Origin of the sequence: Paragemmobacter kunshanensis (assembly GCF_011059185.1) — a bacterium.
GTDB classification, from domain to species: Bacteria; Pseudomonadota; Alphaproteobacteria; order Rhodobacterales; family Rhodobacteraceae; genus Paragemmobacter; species Paragemmobacter kunshanensis.
On the sequence record NZ_JAALFE010000002.1, the window covers coordinates 232,219 to 248,078 of the forward strand.

The 15,860-nt window shown below is 66.8% G+C and carries 15 protein-coding genes and 1 riboswitch; of the genes, 10 read left to right on the forward strand and 5 right to left on the reverse strand.

The genetic code is table 11. The features are described 5' to 3' along the window. Nucleotides 1–33: 33 nt before the first annotated feature. Together G5V65_RS03560 and G5V65_RS03565 are read right to left on the reverse strand one after the other, a co-directional pair. The gene (locus tag G5V65_RS03560) at nt 34–450 is read right to left on the reverse strand and encodes a hypothetical protein (protein ID WP_241250422.1); all 417 of its coding nucleotides are present in this window, start codon (nt 448–450) and stop codon (nt 34–36) included. A 53-nt stretch (nt 451–503) separates the two neighbouring features. Then, nucleotides 504–1,580 (reverse strand): alkane 1-monooxygenase, encoded by a 1,077-nt coding sequence (locus G5V65_RS03565; protein ID WP_165047120.1) that lies wholly within the window; start codon nt 1,578–1,580, stop codon nt 504–506. Between the two features lie 561 nt (nt 1,581–2,141). On the opposite strand from G5V65_RS03565, the gene G5V65_RS03570 reads away from it, so the two are divergent. The 4 genes from G5V65_RS03570 (at nt 2,142) to G5V65_RS03585 (ending at nt 5,429) form a co-directional block, all read left to right on the forward strand. Beyond that, a complete protein-coding gene (locus tag G5V65_RS03570; protein ID WP_165047122.1) occupies nt 2,142–2,681 on the forward strand; it encodes a hypothetical protein in 540 nt (179 codons plus the stop codon). 96 nt (nt 2,682–2,777) lie between these two features. After that, nucleotides 2,778–3,923, forward strand: coding sequence for a signal recognition particle-docking protein FtsY (gene ftsY, locus G5V65_RS03575; RefSeq protein WP_165047123.1), 1,146 nt, complete (start codon nt 2,778–2,780; stop codon nt 3,921–3,923). Beyond that, nucleotides 3,920–4,819, forward strand: coding sequence for an EamA family transporter (locus G5V65_RS03580; protein WP_165047125.1), 900 nt, complete (start codon nt 3,920–3,922; stop codon nt 4,817–4,819). The genes ftsY and G5V65_RS03580 overlap by 4 nt, the downstream gene beginning before the upstream one ends. A gap of 4 nt (nt 4,820–4,823) precedes the next feature. Then, complete coding sequence (locus tag G5V65_RS03585) at nt 4,824–5,429, forward strand: inner membrane-spanning protein YciB (protein WP_165047127.1); 606 nt, start codon at nt 4,824–4,826, stop codon at nt 5,427–5,429. A gap of 92 nt (nt 5,430–5,521) precedes the next feature. Here the strand turns inward: G5V65_RS03585 and G5V65_RS03590 are convergent, their stop codons facing one another. Together G5V65_RS03590 and G5V65_RS03595 are read right to left on the reverse strand one after the other, a co-directional pair. Next, complete coding sequence (locus G5V65_RS03590) at nt 5,522–5,728, reverse strand: cold-shock protein (protein ID WP_161767080.1); 207 nt, start codon at nt 5,726–5,728, stop codon at nt 5,522–5,524. Between the two features lie 253 nt (nt 5,729–5,981). Further along, nucleotides 5,982–6,683 (reverse strand): glutathione S-transferase N-terminal domain-containing protein, encoded by a 702-nt coding sequence (locus G5V65_RS03595; protein WP_165047128.1) that lies wholly within the window; start codon nt 6,681–6,683, stop codon nt 5,982–5,984. A 121-nt stretch (nt 6,684–6,804) separates the two neighbouring features. Beyond that, a riboswitch (SAM riboswitch) is annotated at nt 6,805–6,882 on the forward strand. A 51-nt stretch (nt 6,883–6,933) separates the two neighbouring features. On the opposite strand from G5V65_RS03595, the gene metZ reads away from it, so the two are divergent. From metZ to G5V65_RS03615, 4 genes are all read left to right on the forward strand, one after another. Beyond that, a complete protein-coding gene (metZ, locus tag G5V65_RS03600; RefSeq protein ID WP_165047130.1) occupies nt 6,934–8,112 on the forward strand; it encodes an O-succinylhomoserine sulfhydrylase in 1,179 nt (392 codons plus the stop codon). A gap of 210 nt (nt 8,113–8,322) precedes the next feature. Then, entirely contained in the window at nt 8,323–9,414 is a 1,092-nt protein-coding gene (gene folE2 / locus G5V65_RS03605; protein WP_165047132.1) for a GTP cyclohydrolase FolE2, read from the forward strand. Nucleotides 9,415–9,534: 120 nt separating this feature from the next. Further along, nucleotides 9,535–10,983 (forward strand): TrkH family potassium uptake protein, encoded by a 1,449-nt coding sequence (locus G5V65_RS03610; protein WP_165047133.1) that lies wholly within the window; start codon nt 9,535–9,537, stop codon nt 10,981–10,983. 57 nt (nt 10,984–11,040) lie between these two features. Beyond that, the gene (locus G5V65_RS03615; RefSeq protein WP_165047135.1) at nt 11,041–12,489 is read left to right on the forward strand and encodes a TrkH family potassium uptake protein; all 1,449 of its coding nucleotides are present in this window, start codon (nt 11,041–11,043) and stop codon (nt 12,487–12,489) included. Here the strand turns inward: G5V65_RS03615 and G5V65_RS03620 are convergent, their stop codons facing one another. Further along, a complete protein-coding gene (locus G5V65_RS03620; RefSeq protein WP_165047137.1) occupies nt 12,490–14,271 on the reverse strand; it encodes a serine protease in 1,782 nt (593 codons plus the stop codon). A 174-nt stretch (nt 14,272–14,445) separates the two neighbouring features. On the opposite strand from G5V65_RS03620, the gene G5V65_RS03625 reads away from it, so the two are divergent. Together G5V65_RS03625 and G5V65_RS03630 are read left to right on the forward strand one after the other, a co-directional pair. Further along, nucleotides 14,446–15,387, forward strand: a complete 942-nt coding sequence (locus G5V65_RS03625; RefSeq protein WP_165047138.1) for a glycine--tRNA ligase subunit alpha — start codon at nt 14,446–14,448, stop codon at nt 15,385–15,387. Next, complete coding sequence (locus G5V65_RS03630) at nt 15,384–15,857, forward strand: DUF6446 family protein (protein WP_165047140.1); 474 nt, start codon at nt 15,384–15,386, stop codon at nt 15,855–15,857. Before G5V65_RS03625 ends, G5V65_RS03630 begins: the two co-directional genes overlap by 4 nt. The last annotated feature ends 3 nt before the right edge of the window (nt 15,858–15,860 follow it).

Here is a 15,860-nt window from a genome sequence, read left to right on the forward strand (position 1 = left end):
AGATTTTTGCAAATTTCTTCGAAGAAATCTGGGTCAGACCCCGACGTCGGGGCCGGGGCAGTTGAGGGGTGTTTCGCTCTGGCCGACCTCGGACAGCGAGGTGCCGCCATCGGCGCCCATGAAGATGGCGCGCAGGCCGGTGGTTTCGCGGAAGAAGCGCCAGCATTGCGGCTGGTCCTGATCCTCGTAGAGGAAGCAGATGTTTCCCTGATCCTCGAACCAGTGGCCGTATTGGCAATCATCCTCGGTGAAGGCCCAGATCACGCGGCGGCCGGGCAGGTATTGCTCGGCCCCCCAGACCACGCCGCCCTGCGCGTAGGAGAGGGTCTTTCCGGTGGCATAGGCTTCGAATTCCTGGGCGGTGAGGGGGGCATCCGCCACCTGCAGTGGCGTTTCGGCGAAGGCCGGGCCAAGGAGGCCGAGGCAGAGGGCGAGGGTGGCAAGGCGCATGGCGGCTCCGTTCCGATGGGCGGACCATGCCAGAGCGCGGGGGATTTGGCCAGTCAGGCCGTGCTGTCGCCGGGGGGCGGTGGCGGGGCGGGGGGGGTGAGGCGGGCGAGATGGGGCCGCATCAGCCGGTGCCAGAGTGGCGGGACAAGGGCGATGGCCGCGGCAAGCGGCAGGGGCCAGGGCAGGCGGGGGGCATCCTCGGGCAGGCGCAGGGCGGGATAGGGGCGGGACGGGTGGCTGTGGTGATCCGAATGGCGCGGCGCGTTGAGCAGGAGCGCGGATGAGAACCAATGCGCCGTGTTCCAGGAATGGCGCGCGGCGACGGGTTCGTCGCGGCCATCGGGCAGGCGTGCGCGGATCAGGCCGTAGTGCTGCACATAGTCGGAAAGGTGGATCTGCAGCTGGGCATGGGCCGCGATCAGCAGCCAGAGGGCGATGCCCGGGGGCCCCGCGATCAGGGCGGCGAGGCTGAGGGCGGCGGCCGAGGCGAGGGCATGGTGCAGGTAGGGATGCAGGCCGGGGGCGGCGCTGCGCCGGCGCAGGGCGGTTTCGGCGCGCAGCCCTTCGCGGAAGCCGCCCAGTGCGGCACGCGGCAGGTAGCGCCAGAAGCCGCGCCCGCGCGGGGCGCTGGCGGGATCGGCGGGGGTTGCGACATGGCGGTGATGCACGAGGCGGTGGCTGGAGGCGTGATGGCCGATCAGCATCCAGGAATAGACCAGCACGCCCAGGCGGAACAGGCGGCGGTCGCTGCGGTGGATCAGTTCATGCGCGGCGGGATGGGCGATCTGGCCCAGCCAGAGGCCGGTGGAAAAGACAAGCGCCGCCTTTTCGGGCAGGGTCAGGGCGCTGCCCGTCGCCCCGGCAAGGGCCAGGGGCGGCAGGGCGAGGGCGACGAGGCCAAGGAGGACGAGCAGGCTGTCGGCGGCCGGAAACTCGGCCCCTTCGACGGGGTCGGCATCCACAAGGGGCAGCAGTTGATCGAGCAGCAGCGACAGGAGCCCCAGCCAGGCCAGCGCCGCCCAGAGCCAGAGACCGCCAGAGGCGCTGCCCATGGCCAGAAGGGGCACCGGGGCGAGGGTGGCCGCCGCGAAGGCGGAGAGGGGAAGGGGTCTGGACGCGGCGCTACTCATGACGGGGGGAAGGTAGCATCGGGGAGGGGGCGCGTCACGGGGGATGGTGTCGCGGGTGGAAAGGGCGGGACCGGGGGTTTTTCACCCCCGGACCCCCGCAGGATTTTTTTCGAACAGGTGAAGGGGTGAGGGGTGCGGGGGCATGGTCCGGGCGGGGGATGGTGGAGGGGGGGGGACCGGGGGTTTTGCACCCCCGGACCCCCGCAGGATATTTCTTGAACAGGTGAAGGGGTGAAGGGTGCGGGGGCATGGTCCGGGCGGGGGGATGGTGGAGGGGGCGGGACCGGGGGTTTTGCACCCCCGGACCCCCGCAGGATATTTTCCGAACAGATGAAGGGGTGAGGGGGTTGCGGGGGCTGGCATGGTCGGGGCGGGGGGATGGTGGAGGGGTGGGACCGGGGGAGGTGTCCATGGGTCCGCGCAGGACATTTGGGGAGAAGAGGGAAGGTGGGGGGCCAGGAGGGTGGCGATCGGGATGGGCGGTCTGGCGCCTTCGGGGGTTGGAGTTCCGGCCAGGGGCGCGCAATGTGGGGTTGCGGGATGGCGTGGCGAGGGCGCGTGATGTGGCGGTTTGTGATGGTGCTGTGGTGGCTTGCCCTTCCTGTACTGGCGGCGGAGACGGGGGACCGGGTTACGCCGGCTTTCGGGCTGGATCCGGGATCGGGGCTGCGATCCTTTCATCTGCCCGACGCGCTGGTGCCCGGAGGGCGCTTGCTGCGGGTGCAGTTCTATCCGGGTTACGTCGCCAGGCCCTGGGATGCGACCTTTGTGGTCCTGTCGAATGTGGATGAGCGCCCGGCTGTGCTGCGCCACGAGGTCCGGCTGTGGAGGCGCGAGGCGTGGCGGCCGCGCGACGCGGGGGAGCGGGTGTTGAGCGCGGCGGAGATCGAGCGGATCCGGCAGGCGTTCCGGGCTGTCCGGCTCTGCGCCACGGCGGCGGAGCGGCCCGCGTTTTCGGATGGGCCGATGGTGCAGATCGAGTTTGCCAACGAGACGCGCTATTGTTTCGCGTCGCGTGCGCCGCAGCGGGAGGGGGAGCCCGAATTCGGCGCGTTTCTGGATCTTGTGCGGGGTCTGGCCGGGGTCGAATGGCCGGGTTGAGGGGCGATCCCGGGGGCATGGACCGGCGCGGAGGGCCTTCCGTTCAAGGGCGGAAGGGATTAGGTGACGGGAAGGCCATTGGCGGAAAGGGGCGGCATGTCCTTCTTCAAGAAACTGCGCGACCGGATGTTCCGGTCTTCCGACAAGATCGGCGAGGGGCTGGAGGCCCTGGTGGCCGAGGATGCCGCCGCGCCGGAGGGGGCGGAAACCGGGGCATCGGAGGCGGCGCGTGCTGCAGAGGTTGCGCCCGCGCAGCCCCCGGCAGCGCCCCCGGCAGCGCCAGTGTCACCGCCCCCGGCCATGCCACAGGCACAGGCGCGAGAGGCCGAGCGGAAGGTGGAGCCGGAAGCGGCGAAGCCGGGGCTTCTGGGGCGGCTGTTCGGCGGCGGCGGGGCGGCGGTGGAGGAGCCACGCCGGCTGGTCGATGACGCGATGCTGGAAAGCCTGGAAGAGGTGCTGATCCAGACGGATATGGGGGTGGAAACCTCGATGCGCGTGACGGCCAATATCGCGGAGGGGCGGTTCGGGAAGCGGATTTCCACGCGGGAGTTGAAGGCGGCCTTGGCGGGCGAGGTGGCGCGGATCATGGAGCCGGTCGCGCGGCCCTTGCCGATTTACCCCAAGCGGCCGCAGGTGGTGCTGGTGGTGGGGGTGAACGGGTCGGGCAAGACGACGACCATCGGCAAGCTGGCGAGCCAGTTCAAGGCGGCGGGGAAATCGGTGGTGATTGCCGCAGGCGACACTTTCCGCGCGGCGGCGGTGGAGCAGTTGCAGGTCTGGGGGCAGCGGGCGGGGGTGCCTGTGCTGACCGCGCCGGAAGGATCGGACCCGGCCAGCCTGGCCTTTGATGCGTTGACGCAGGCGCAGGCGCAGGGGGCGGATCTGCTGCTGATCGACACGGCGGGGCGGTTGCAGAACCGTCAGGACCTGATGGAGGAACTGGCCAAGATCGTGCGGGTGATCCGCAAGGTGGATGCGACGGCGCCGCATAACACGCTCTTGGTGCTGGATGCGACGACGGGGCAGAATGCGCTGAGCCAGGTGGAGATCTTCCGCAAGATTGCCGATGTGACGGGGCTGGTGATGACCAAGCTCGATGGCACGGCCAAGGGCGGCGTGCTGGTCGCGCTGGCGGATCGGTTCGGGCTGCCCATCCATGCGATCGGGGTGGGGGAGCAGATCGACGATCTGGCGCCGTTCGATCCGGAAGATTTCGCGAAGGCGCTGGTCGGGCAGGAGTGAGCGGCTGGCTGATCTCGCTGGAAGGGACGGCGGCGGGGCGGGATCTGGCGCTGGCGCTGGCCCTGCTGGCGGCGGTGCTGCATGCGCTGTTCGGGGCGCTTCAGAAGGGGCGGCATGATCCCTGGCTGTCGCGGGCGGTGATCGACCTTTGCTATGGGGTAATGGCCATTCCCTTCGCGCTGTTCGTGGTGCCCTGGCCCGAGCCGCATATGTGGGTGATCTTTGCCGGGGCCTTTGTCATCCATGCGGCCTACAAGCTGTTGCAGGCCATGGCCTATACGCGGGGGGCCTATACGGTGGTTTACCCAGTGGTGCGCGGCACGGGGCCGTTCTTTGCGGTGATCGGGGCGGGGATCGTCTTTGGCGAGACCTATTCCGCCGGGCAATGGGCGGGGGTGGGCATCCTGATGGCGGGGATCTTTGGCCTTGCGGCCTGGAACCTGCGCCATGTCGAGGTGGCGCGCGAGACGCTGGTGCCCGCGCTGGCGCTGGCGGTGGCGACGGGGGCCTTTGTCGCGCTTTACACCACCTATGATGCCTATGGCATCCGGGCGACGGCGGACCCCTTCACCTTTCTGGCCTGGTTCTTCATGCTGGATGGCATCTTCTTTCCGCTGATCATGGCGCGTCGCCTGGCGGGGCTGGGGCGGGCGGAGATCGGGCCTTTGCTGCGGCGGGGTGCAATCGGGGCGATGGTGGCCTATGTCTCGTTCGGGTCGGTCATGCTGGCCACACGGCTGGACAAGGTGGGCGAGGCGGCGGTGCTGCGCGAGACATCCACCGTCTTTGCCGCGCTGATCGGCTGGTGGGTGCTGGGCGAGAGGGTGGGCGCGGTGCGCGCCGGATTGATGGGATTGATCGCGGCCGGTGCCGTGGTGATGGAATGGGCAGGATGAACCGATGAGCGAGAAGAAACTGCGCCCTTGGGTGAAGCTGGTGCTGGAACTGGGGCCGATTGCCCTGTTCTTTGCCGGATATGTGAAGCTGAAGGATCAGGTCTTTGTCATCGGCGGCACGGAATATGACGGCTTCATCGTCGTGACCGCGCTGTTCATCCCCTTGATGCTGGTGACGACGGGATTGCTGTGGGGGCTGACGGGGAAGCTGTCGAAGATGCAGATCGCCACCGTGGTGCTGGTGGTGCTGTTCGGGGGGCTGTCGGTCTGGTTGAATGACGAGCGGTTCTTCAAGATGAAGCCCACGATGATCTATCTGCTGTTCGGGGGCCTCCTGGGCTTTGGGCTTTTGCGCGGGCAGAGCTATCTGCGCGCGGTGATGGAAGAGGCGCTGCCGATGCAGGCGGAGGGATGGATGATCCTGACGCGGCGGCTGTGCGCCTTCTTCTTCGCGCTGGCGGTGCTGAACGAGGTGATCTGGAGGACGATGTCGACCGAGGCTTGGGTGAATTTCAAGACATTCGGGCTGACGGCGGCCTTGTTCCTGTTCTTCATGACGCAAGGGGGGGTGTTGAGCCGCTATGCGATCGAGGAAGAGAAGAAGGATTAAAGGGGGCCGGGGTGGCGGGGTGAACCCCGCCCTACGGAATGGAAAAGGGCGGCCCGAGGGCCGCCCTTTCCGCATGTCGTGCCTTGGGCCGATCAGGCCAGGGCGAGGTTCGTTGCGGATTCGCGGCCCTGACGATCGGTTTCCAGATCGAAGGTGACGGCCTGGCCGTCATTCAGGCCGCGCAGGCCAGCACGCTCCAGCGCGGTGATGTGGACGAACACGTCCTTCTTGCCGCCTTCCGGGGCGATGAAGCCGAAGCCTTTGGTGGCGTTGAACCATTTCACGGTGCCGTTGGCCATCGTGAGATCTCCTGTCAAAAATGCCACCCGCGAAGGTGCGGTGGCCTGGCTCAGGGTCGTGTCAAGCGCGCGTCTGACAGCCCGAGGGAAGACAGAAGGTCGAAAGATCGAATAAAGCCCCTGTGGCTTGCGCCCTTTCGGGGCGGATGGCAAGGGAATTCGTCCCGGTGGGTGGAAAAGGGCGGTGCCTTGCCCGCCGCCCTTTCAAATTCGTTCGAACGAATTTGCAAATTTCTTCGAAGAAATTTGGGGATCAGCGCTTGAAGAGGATTTCCTGCGCCTTCTTGTCGGTTGCGGCATCGCTGCGGCGCTCCATGCCGATGGCGGCGCCTTTCTCGAAGGCGGGCCGGGCGGCGAGTTCGTCGAGCCAGCGCTTGAAGTTGGGCTTGTCGTCCAGCGTCTGTTCCTGCGCCTGCCAGCCCATCGCCCAGGGCCAGATCGCGAAATCGGCGATGGAGAGGAAATCGCCCGCGGCGTAGCGGGTTTTCGCAAGCTGCTTGTCGAGGACGCCGTAGAGGCGGCCCACCTCGCGGCGGTAGCGGTCTTTCGCATAGGGCAGGTCGTGGGGCGGGTCCATGGAGGGCGCGTATTTCAGGAAGTGATGCGCCTGCCCTGCCATGGGGCCGACGCCGCCCATCTGCCACATCAGCCACTGTTCGACGGCAGCCTGTTCGCGGGCGTTGGAGCCGCCGAACTTGCCCGTCTTGCGCGCCAGATATTGCAGGATCGCGCCGGATTCGAAGAGGGAGAGGGGCGCGCCATCCGGGCCTTCGGGATCGACGATGGCGGGCATGCGGTTGTTGGGGGCAATGGCCAGGAATTCGGGCTTGAACTGATCGCCCGCGCCGATGTTGACGAAGTGGACCTCGTAGGGGAGGCCCATTTCTTCCAGGGCGATGGTGATCTTCTTGCCGTTCGGGGTGGGCCAGTAGTGGAGTTGGATGGGGGCGGTCATGGATGCTCCTGTTCCTGCTTGTAATGATCATGCGGGTCGGGGACGGATCGGCAAGGCGCAAAATGCGCCACTGCCCTGTGCGCCGTTGCGCGGGCGTTGACCTTTCGGACCAAGGGGCGTATCGGGCGGATGTGGCGCTTTGTTACCGGATTGCGGGCCACGTTAAACATTCCGCTAAAGAGGGTTCGGGCATCGCGCCCCGGCACCTCTGGGTTTGCCGGGGCTTTTTCTTGGCCGGGGGCCGCTGACGATGACCGACTGGAAGACGCGCACGAAGCTGGTGCATGAGGGAACCCGCCGCAGCCAGTATGGCGAGATGGCGGAGGCGATCTTCCTGACCCAAGGGTTTGCCTATGAGAGCGCCGAGAGCGCCGAGGCGCGGTTCGTGAAGGCGGGGGAGGATGAGTTCATCTATGCCCGCTATGGCAACCCCACCACGCGGATGTTCGAGGAACGGATCGCGGCGCTGGAGGGGACGGAGGATGCCTTTGCCACGGCCTCGGGCATGGCGGCGGTCAATGGCGCGCTGGTGTCGATGCTGCGGGCGGGGGATCATGTCGTATCGTCCCGCGCGCTGTTCGGGTCGTGCCTTTACATTCTGGAGGAGGTTCTCACGCGCTACGGCGTGAAGGTGACCTTCGTGGACGGGGCCGATCTGGACCAGTGGAAGAAGGCGGTGGTGCCGGGGGTGAAGGCGGTGTTCTTCGAGTCGATGTCGAACCCGACGCTGGAACTGGTGGACATCCGCGCGGTCAGCGAGATTGCCCATGCGGTGGGTGCGGTGGTGATCGTGGACAATGTCTTTGCCACGCCGATCTTTTCGCGGGCGGTGGAGCAGGGGGCGGATGTGGTGGTCTATTCGACCACCAAGCATGTCGATGGGCAGGGGCGCGCGCTGGGCGGCGTGGTCTGCGGGTCGAAGGAGTGGATCCGCAAGGTTCTTGAGCCCTACATGAAGCATACGGGCGGGTCGATGAGCCCGTTCACGGCGTGGATGCATCTGAACGGGATGGCGACGCTGGATCTGCGCTGCCGGGCGATGGCGGATTCGGCGCTGCGTGTCGCGCAGGCGCTGGAGGGGGAGGCGGCCGTGAGCCGGGTGATCTATCCGGGGTTGGCGTCGCATCCGCAGCATGCGCTGGCGATGGCGCAGATGGGATCGGGCGGGACGCTGGTGACCTTCGAGGTGGCGGGCGGCAAGGAGGCCGCGTTCCGTTTCATGAACGCGCTGGAGATTGCCAAGATTTCCAACAATCTGGGGGACGCCAAGACGATTGCCACCCATCCGGCCACCACGACGCATCAGCGGCTGCCGCAGGAGCAGAAGGACAAGCTGGGAATCACGCCCGGCCTGATCCGGCTGTCGGTGGGGCTGGAGGATGCGGAAGACCTGATCGCGGACCTGCGGCAGGCGCTGGCGCAGGCCTGAGCGGCTTAGTTCCCGAAAGGGGTTGGTCAATGTCGGATTCGGGTGCCATCTGTGCGTCCGACGTCATTTCATTGTGATGGGCGAGCGCCTATATTCGACCTCTCTCCGGGGGGCATTGCCCCGGGCAGGGTGATCCGAGACGGTTAAGGCTGCGTATACCTGTTGACATTGACGGCCGGCGAAAGCCCGCCCGAACCGAAAGGCAAGACCATGAACATCCATACCCCCGAACTCGACCGCCAACCCTCGCGCGAGGAGGCGGAGGCGGCGCTGGCCGTGCTGAAGCGCTGGGCGGGGAAGGCTTCGGATGCCGAGATCGCCACGCTGGATTCCGCCGTGGCCTATCTGCTGCCGGGCGAGGGCTATCCGGCGCTGAGCCGGGTCTATCCGTCGGATTTCGTGGTGGATGAAGCCTACAAGGACAGCCTGCCCGACTTGCAGAACGGGCCTGCCAGCCTGATCCGGGGCGAGAAGGCGCTGATCCAGCATGTGGGGATTTCCAATTTCCGCCTGCCGATCCGCTATCGCACCCGCGACAATGGCGACCTGACGCTGGAGACCAGCGTGACCGGCACCGTCAGCCTTGAGGCGGAGAAGAAGGGCATCAACATGAGCCGCATCATGCGGTCCTTCTATGCCCATGCGGAGCGGGATTTCAGCTTTGCGGTGATCGAGCACGCGCTGGAGGATTACAAGCGCGACCTGGAAAGCTTTGATGCACGGATCCAGATGCGGTTCTCCTTCCCGGTGAAGGTGGGATCGCTGCGGTCGGGCCTTTCGGGCTGGCAGTATTACGACATCGCGCTGGAACTGGTGGATGTGGCCGGGGTGCGCAAGAAGATCATGCATCTGGACTTTGTCTATTCGTCCACCTGCCCCTGCTCGCTGGAACTGAGCGAACATGCGCGCCGCACGCGGGGGCAGCTGGCGACGCCCCATTCGCAGCGGTCGGTGGCGCGGATCTCGGTCGAGGTGAAGCCGGGCACGCGGCTGTGGTTCGAGGACCTGATCGATCTGGCGCGCGAGGCGGTGCCGACCGAGACGCAGGTGATGGTGAAGCGCGAGGATGAGCAGGCCTTCGCCGAGTTGAACGCGGCCAATCCCATCTTCGTGGAAGATGCGGCGCGGTCTTTCTGTCAGGCGCTGAAGGGCGACGGGCGGATCGGCGATTTCCGCATCGTGGCCAGCCATCAGGAAAGCCTGCACAGCCATGATGCGGTCAGCGTGCTGACCGAGGGCGAGACCTTTGCACAGGAAAGCCTGGACCCGCGGCTGTTCTCGACCCTGTTCCACGTCGGCTGATCCCGGGCGGGATCGGGCCGCAGGGGGGCTGGCAGGCAGCTGCCTGCCCGGGCGGTGGATGCCTGCCGATGACGGAGGCGATTGACGGCTGGGGGCAGGTGCGACTAGCACTTGCCCATCATGCTGGATTTCCGGCCCATCTCCTATGTCTTCGGGCGCATCCTGATCGTGCTGGCGATCCTGATGGTGGCCCCGGCCATCGTGGACTGGAGCGCGGGGGACAGCAATGCCTGGGCCTTTGTCGTATCGGCGCTGGTGACGGGCGGGGGCGGGGGGCTGGTGGCGCTGGCCACGGTGAACCGGGCGGTCGGGGCTTTTGACATCCGGCAGGCCTATCTTCTGACCGCGGCGATCTGGTTCGGCCTGCCGGTCTTTGCCGCCTTGCCCTTCATGCTGGGCGTGCCGCATCTGAATTTCACCGAAGCCTATTTCGAGGCCGTGTCGGGGCTGACGACGACCGGGGCCACGGTGATCTATGGGCTGGACGAGATGCCCGCGGGGATGAACCTGTGGCGGGGCCTGCTGAACGGGGCGGGGGGGCTGGGCATCGCCTTTGTCGCCATGATCTTCCTGCCGGTGATGCGGGTGGGGGGGATGCAGTTCTTCCGGACCGAGGGTTTTGACACCTTCGGCAAGGCCCTGCCGCGGGCCACGGATATCGCGCGCGATCTGCTGGGGGTCTATGTCGGGCTGATCCTGATCGCCGGGGTGACCTTTGCCGCCATCGGGATGACGGCGCTGGATGCGACGGTGCATGCGATTGCCGCCATCGCGACGGGCGGGTTTTCACCGCGCGACGCCTCGTTCAACCCCTATTCCGGGGCGGGGGAGTATTTCGGGGCGCTGTTCATGCTGCTGGGGAGCCTGCCCTATATCCGCTATGTGCAACTGGTGCGGGGCACGCCGCGGGCGCTGTGGCGGGACGGGCAGGTGCGGGCCTATCTGAAGATCCTGGCGGTGGCCGTGGGATCGGTGACGCTGTGGCGCTGGCTGACTTCGGACATGGATCTGGAGACGGTCTTTCGCGAATCGCTGTTCAACCTGACCTCGATCATCTCGTCCACCGGGTTCTTTTCGGGGAGCTTTTCGCTCTGGGGCGGGTTCATGCTGCCGGTGGCCTTTGTGATCGGGATGATGGGGGCCTGTTCGGGATCGAGCGCGGCGGGGCTTTCGGTGTTCCGGGTGCAGCTGATCTGGGCCGCGCTGGTGCAGCAGATCCGGCTGATCGTGATGCCGGGGCGGGTGGTGCCGGTGAAATATGACGGGCGGACGGTGGAGCCGGACGTGATGGATGCGCTGATCCTTTATGTCGGCGGGTTCATCCTGACGCTGGGCGTGCTGACCGTGGCCATGACGCTGACGGGGGTGGATGCGATGTCGTCGCTGTTCGCCGTCTGGACCTGTCTTGGCAATATCGGCTACGGCTTCGGCCCGCTGGTAGAGCGGACCGGCACCTTCGTGGATTTTCCCGATATCGCGAAATGGGTGATGACGCTGGCGATGATTTCGGGACGGCTGGGGTTGCTTGCGATCTTCGTGCTGGTGCTGCCGCGGTTCTGGCAGCGCTGAGGCGCGGGCGGGGGCAGTGGTTGACAGCGCAGGCGCGGCACCCCACCTTCCCGCCCCATGATTGATCCGCGCCCTGTTGCCCATGTCATCGGCCTTGTGATTGTCGCGCTGGGCGGGGCGATGCTGTTCCCGATGATCCTTGATCTTTCGGCGGGCGATCCGAACTGGGCGGCCTTCCTGAAGGCGGGGATGATCTGCCTGGTGGCGGGTGGGGCGACGGCGCTGGCCACGGCCAATTCGCTGGCGGGGGGGCTGACGCTGCAGCAGATCTTTCTGCTGACGGTGCTGACATGGGTGGCGGCCTGCTTCTTTGGCGCGCTGCCCCTGGTGCTGGGCGCGCCGGGGCTGGACTGGACGGAGGCGATCTTCGAGGCGACCTCGGGCCTGACGACGACGGGGGCCACGATGATCGTGGGGCTGGATGACCTGCCGCTGGGGGCGAATCTGTGGCGGGGGATGCTGCACTGGCTGGGGGGGCTGGGCATCGTGATCGTGGCGATGCTGTTCCTGCCGGTGATGAAGGTGGGGGGGATGCAGTTCTTCCGGTCGGAGGGGTTCGACACGCTGGGCAAGATCCTGCCGCGCGCGCTGGATATCTCGTCGGCGCTGGTGCAGATCTATGTGGTGCTGACGCTGGCCTGTGCGGCGACCTATGCCGCGCTGGGGATGAGCGGCTTCGACGCGGTGGTGCATGCGTTGTCGACGGTGTCGACGGGGGGATTTTCCACATCGGACCAGTCCTTCGGGAAATTCGTCGGGCCGCTGGAATATGCGGCGGTGGTCTTCATGCTGGCGGGCAGCCTGCCCTTCATCCGCTTCATCCAGCTTTGGCAGGGGGAATGGGTGCCGATGTGGAAGGACCGGCAGGTGCGGGCCTATCTGCGCTGGAATGCCTATGCGGTGGCGGCGATCGTGGTCTATGAGATGGGAAGCAACGATTTCGCCTTCTGGGCGGTGCTGCGCGAGGCATCCTTCAATGTGGTGTCGGTCTTTTCCGGGACCGGCTTCACCAGCACGGACCTGTCGCTCTGGGGGCCGTTTCCCTTTGCGATCCTGTTCATCACCGGGCTGATCGGGGGCTGCACCTCATCCACGGGATGTTCGGTGAAGGTGTTCCGCTATCTGATCCTGTTCGAGGCGGTGAAGCTGCAATTGCGCCGCTTGTATGAGCCCAATGCCGTGAATGCGCTGCGCTATGACGGGCGGGCGGTGGGCGATGACGTGCTGAACGCGGTGATTTCCTTCTTCACGCTGTTCATGCTGACCTTCGGGCTGCTGGCCGTGGCGCTGGGGCTGGCGGGGCTGGAATTCAAGACCGCCGTGACGGCGGCCTGGACGGCGATTGCCAATGTCGGCCCCGCCTTCGGGCCGGAGGTACATCCGACCGGCGCCCTGCTGGCCTTTCCCGATGCGGCCAAGTGGATCATGATCCTGGGCATGCTGATCGGGCGGCTGGAGCTGATGGCGGTCTATGTCATCCTGATGCCGCGCTTCTGGCGGACCTGATCATTCCCAGCAGGAGACGAGGACCGTCATCCGCCCGGCCGCGCGGGCCAGATCCTCGGGCGGGAGGGCGCCCTGACGGGCGGCCTGCGCAAGGGTGACACCGCGCGCCTGAAGGGCGGCGGCGATGGCCGGGCCGGTGGCCGCGAAGGCCACGCCTTCGGGCAGGACGCGGGCGGGATCGTCGCTGGCGGGCAGAAGAAGGCCCAGCACCGCGCCGGTATTGTCAAGGACGGGGCCGCCGGCATCGCCCGGCAGGGCAGCGAGGGCGAGGCGCTTGACCCCGGTTTCGCCGGAGAGGCCCTCGGCGGCCTCGAGCGTGCCGAAGGTCAGCACGGGGGCGGGCAGGGCATCGCCATAGCTGTAGCCCGAGACGGCGATCTCGCTGCCGATGCGATCGGGGGCAAGCTGGAATTCGGCGCTGCCCGGCGGGCTGACGGGGGTGGCGGGGGCGAGAAGGGCGATGCCCGCCGCCGGATCGGCGAGGGTGACGCGCGCCTCGGTCGTGCCGTCGAGGGTGATGCGGCTGCAATGGTCCACCGCATCGGCGGTGGTCAGGACATTGCCCTGCGCATCGACGAAGAAGCCCGAGCGGGTGAGGCGGGGCTTGCGCACCTCGAGCCCGGAAAGGAGCCCGGCGCGGGTGCCGCCATCCATCGGCACGATGCCGGGATCCAGCGCACGGTCGCCGATGGGGCGGAAGCTGGCCTCGACCGCGCCGAGGATGCGGTCGATGGGCAGGTCGGCGGTGGGGGACCAGGTGACGATCCAGCCCTTGATCATGCCGCGCGACAGTTCGGCATAGGCCTGGCTGGACAGATCGGCGCTGTCGCCGCGCAGGGTGAAGCTGCGTTCACCGCGTTCGCGCGGGCCGGTGGTGGGCATGATCTGCAGCGTCTGGAGCATGTCGTAAAGGCCGTAGAGCGCGGCCTGGTCGCCCGGCTGGCTGATCAGGGTGACGCGCAGCGCATCGCTGCCGTCGCGCGCGACGAAATGCACGAAGGGCGGTTCGTAGTGATCGAAGGCCACCAGCGCGGTGGGCAGCGTCACCTCGATCCCGGCTTCGGGTTCGGTGATCGTGGCAAGGCCGAGGGCGGCCTGTTCGGCCTGGTAATTGGCAACCAGCGTATCGCGCTGGAAGCTGGTCAGGATGCCGGTGGGTTCATAGCCCATGGCAGATTGCCAGTCCGCCATGGAGGCGCGGGTGCCGCGCCCGAAGGCGCCGTCGATGCTGCTGTCGTAATGGCCGAACCATTTCAGCGCGGTTTGCAGAAGTTCGCGATCCGCCTGCGAAAGCAGGGATTCGCTTTGCCGCGCCTGTTCGGTGGTTTCATCGGGAAGGGCGGGCGTCGGGGCGGGTTCGGGGACCGGCGTCGCCTCGGCCAGGGGGGCGGCGGGGTCGGTGCCGGGGTCTGCTGCGGGGTCGGCGGCAGGATCCGCAAGCGGGGCGCCGACGGGCCAGAAGGCCGCGCGATGGGTGCGGCCGTCGCTGATGAAGCTGTCGGCGGGCACGAGATTCTCGCGCAGGAGGCCGGCCAGACGCAGCGCGGCCTCGTCCCTGTCGAAGGGGCCGAGCGCGATCACATGCCAGCCCGAGCCCAGGAAATAGCCCTGCACATTGTCGAACATCGCCGTCCAGGCGGCGGCGCGATCCTCGGCCTCGGCCAGGTTGGGCTTGGCCTCGATCTGGATCCAGACCTTGTCCGTGGATTGCTGGGCCGGTGCGGGGGGGGAAAGGAGGATCGAGACAAGGACGGCGAGGCAGGCAATCAGCAGGCGAGACATCGGCAGGAACCCATTTGCATTTCAGGCCGAACCCTAGCAGAGCGCGGCCCCGAGTTACACGTCCTTTCGGAGGGGTGCGGCTGTCGGGCAAGGCGGCTGTTGCCGGATGGTGCGAGGATTGACCCCCAAGCGCCTCTTGCCTATGGAGGGGGCGGTTTTCAAGAGGGCCCGGCCATGGCTGATACCGCGACGCTTCCCCGCAGCTTTCAGGAGATCATCCTGCGCCTGCAATCCTATTGGGCGTCGAAAGGCTGTGCCGTGTTGCAGCCCTATGACATGGAGGTGGGCGCGGGCACCTTTCACCCGGCCACCACGCTGCGGGCGCTGGGATCGAAGGCCTGGGCCGCGGCCTATGTGCAGCCCTCGCGCCGCCCGACCGACGGGCGCTATGGCGAGAACCCGAACCGGCTGCAGCATTACTATCAGTATCAGGTGATCATCAAACCCTCGCCCCCTGATCTGCAGGATCTGTATCTGGGCAGCTTGCGGGCCATCGGGCTGGATCCGATGCTGCATGACATCCGCTTTGTCGAGGATGACTGGGAAAGCCCCACGCTGGGCGCCTGGGGCCTGGGCTGGGAGGTGTGGTGCGACGGGATGGAGGTGAGCCAGTTCACCTATTTCCAGCAGGTCGGCGGGCATGACTGCCGCCCGGTATCGGGCGAGCTGACCTATGGGCTGGAGCGGCTGGCGATGTATGTGCTGGGGATCGACCATGTGATGGAGATGCCCTTCAACGATCCGGCCTCGCCCATCCCGTTGAAATACGGCGACATCTTCCGCCAGACGGAAGAGGAATTCAGCCGCCACAACTTTGACGGGGCGACGACCGAGATGCTGTTCCAGCATTTCAAGGATGCCGAAGCGGAATGCGAGCGGCTGCTGGCCTTCGCGCCCGAGGATCCGAAATCGGGCAAGCGCATCGTGATGGCGCATCCCGCCTATGACCAGTGCATCAAGGCCAGCCACCTGTTCAACCTGCTGGATGCGCGGGGGGTGATTTCCGTCACCGAACGGCAGGCCTATATCGGGCGGGTGCGGGCGCTGGCCAAGCGCTGTGCCGATGCCTTCGTGACGACCGAGGCCGGCGGTGCCCTTGGGGGGGCGGCGGCGTGAATGGCAAGATTGCAGCGGGGAGCATCGTGGTGATCGGGGCGCTTGCGGGCGTGGTCATGTATTGGCTGCAGGTCTATGCCTTTTACGAGGAGGCGGCCTTCGTGCCGGGCGAGGAGATCCGCCTGACGCTGATCGAGGGCGGCCAGGCGGAGCCGATCATCGCCGAGGATGTGACGGGCATCGACAGCGAGTCGAGCCCGATCCGCTTTCGCGCCTGTTTCCGCACGCCGATGACGCAGGCGATGCTGACCGAGACCTATCAGATCTATCAAGGCGCCGTGCCCAATGTGGCGCCCGGCTGGTTCGACTGTTTCGATGCACAGGCCATTGGCGCGGCCATCGAAAGGGGCGAGGCCATCCCCTTCCTTTCGGAAGCCGAAATCCACCCGGGCGTGGACCGCGTCGTCGCGGTCTTTCCCGATGGCCGGGCCTTTGCCTGGCACCAGTTGAACGCCTCGGCGAGCGAGTGATCC

Coding starts and splice junctions, on each gene's coding strand:
- G5V65_RS03585 (WP_165047127.1), top strand. CDS start 4,824: ATGAGCGAGAAGAAACTGCGCCCTTGGGTGAAGCTGGTGCTGGAACTG.
- G5V65_RS03560 (WP_241250422.1), bottom strand. CDS start 450: ATGCGCCTTGCCACCCTCGCCCTCTGCCTCGGCCTCCTTGGCCCGGCC.
- G5V65_RS03625 (WP_165047138.1), top strand. CDS start 14,446: ATGGCTGATACCGCGACGCTTCCCCGCAGCTTTCAGGAGATCATCCTG.
- ftsY (WP_165047123.1), top strand. CDS start 2,778: ATGTCCTTCTTCAAGAAACTGCGCGACCGGATGTTCCGGTCTTCCGAC.
- G5V65_RS03570 (WP_165047122.1), top strand. CDS start 2,142: ATGTGGCGGTTTGTGATGGTGCTGTGGTGGCTTGCCCTTCCTGTACTG.
- G5V65_RS03565 (WP_165047120.1), bottom strand. CDS start 1,580: ATGAGTAGCGCCGCGTCCAGACCCCTTCCCCTCTCCGCCTTCGCGGCG.
- G5V65_RS03615 (WP_165047135.1), top strand. CDS start 11,041: ATGATTGATCCGCGCCCTGTTGCCCATGTCATCGGCCTTGTGATTGTC.
- G5V65_RS03620 (WP_165047137.1), bottom strand. CDS start 14,271: ATGTCTCGCCTGCTGATTGCCTGCCTCGCCGTCCTTGTCTCGATCCTC.
- G5V65_RS03590 (WP_161767080.1), bottom strand. CDS start 5,728: ATGGCCAACGGCACCGTGAAATGGTTCAACGCCACCAAAGGCTTCGGC.
- folE2 (WP_165047132.1), top strand. CDS start 8,323: ATGAACATCCATACCCCCGAACTCGACCGCCAACCCTCGCGCGAGGAG.
- metZ (WP_165047130.1), top strand. CDS start 6,934: ATGACCGACTGGAAGACGCGCACGAAGCTGGTGCATGAGGGAACCCGC.
- G5V65_RS03610 (WP_165047133.1), top strand. CDS start 9,535: ATGCTGGATTTCCGGCCCATCTCCTATGTCTTCGGGCGCATCCTGATC.
- G5V65_RS03595 (WP_165047128.1), bottom strand. CDS start 6,683: ATGACCGCCCCCATCCAACTCCACTACTGGCCCACCCCGAACGGCAAG.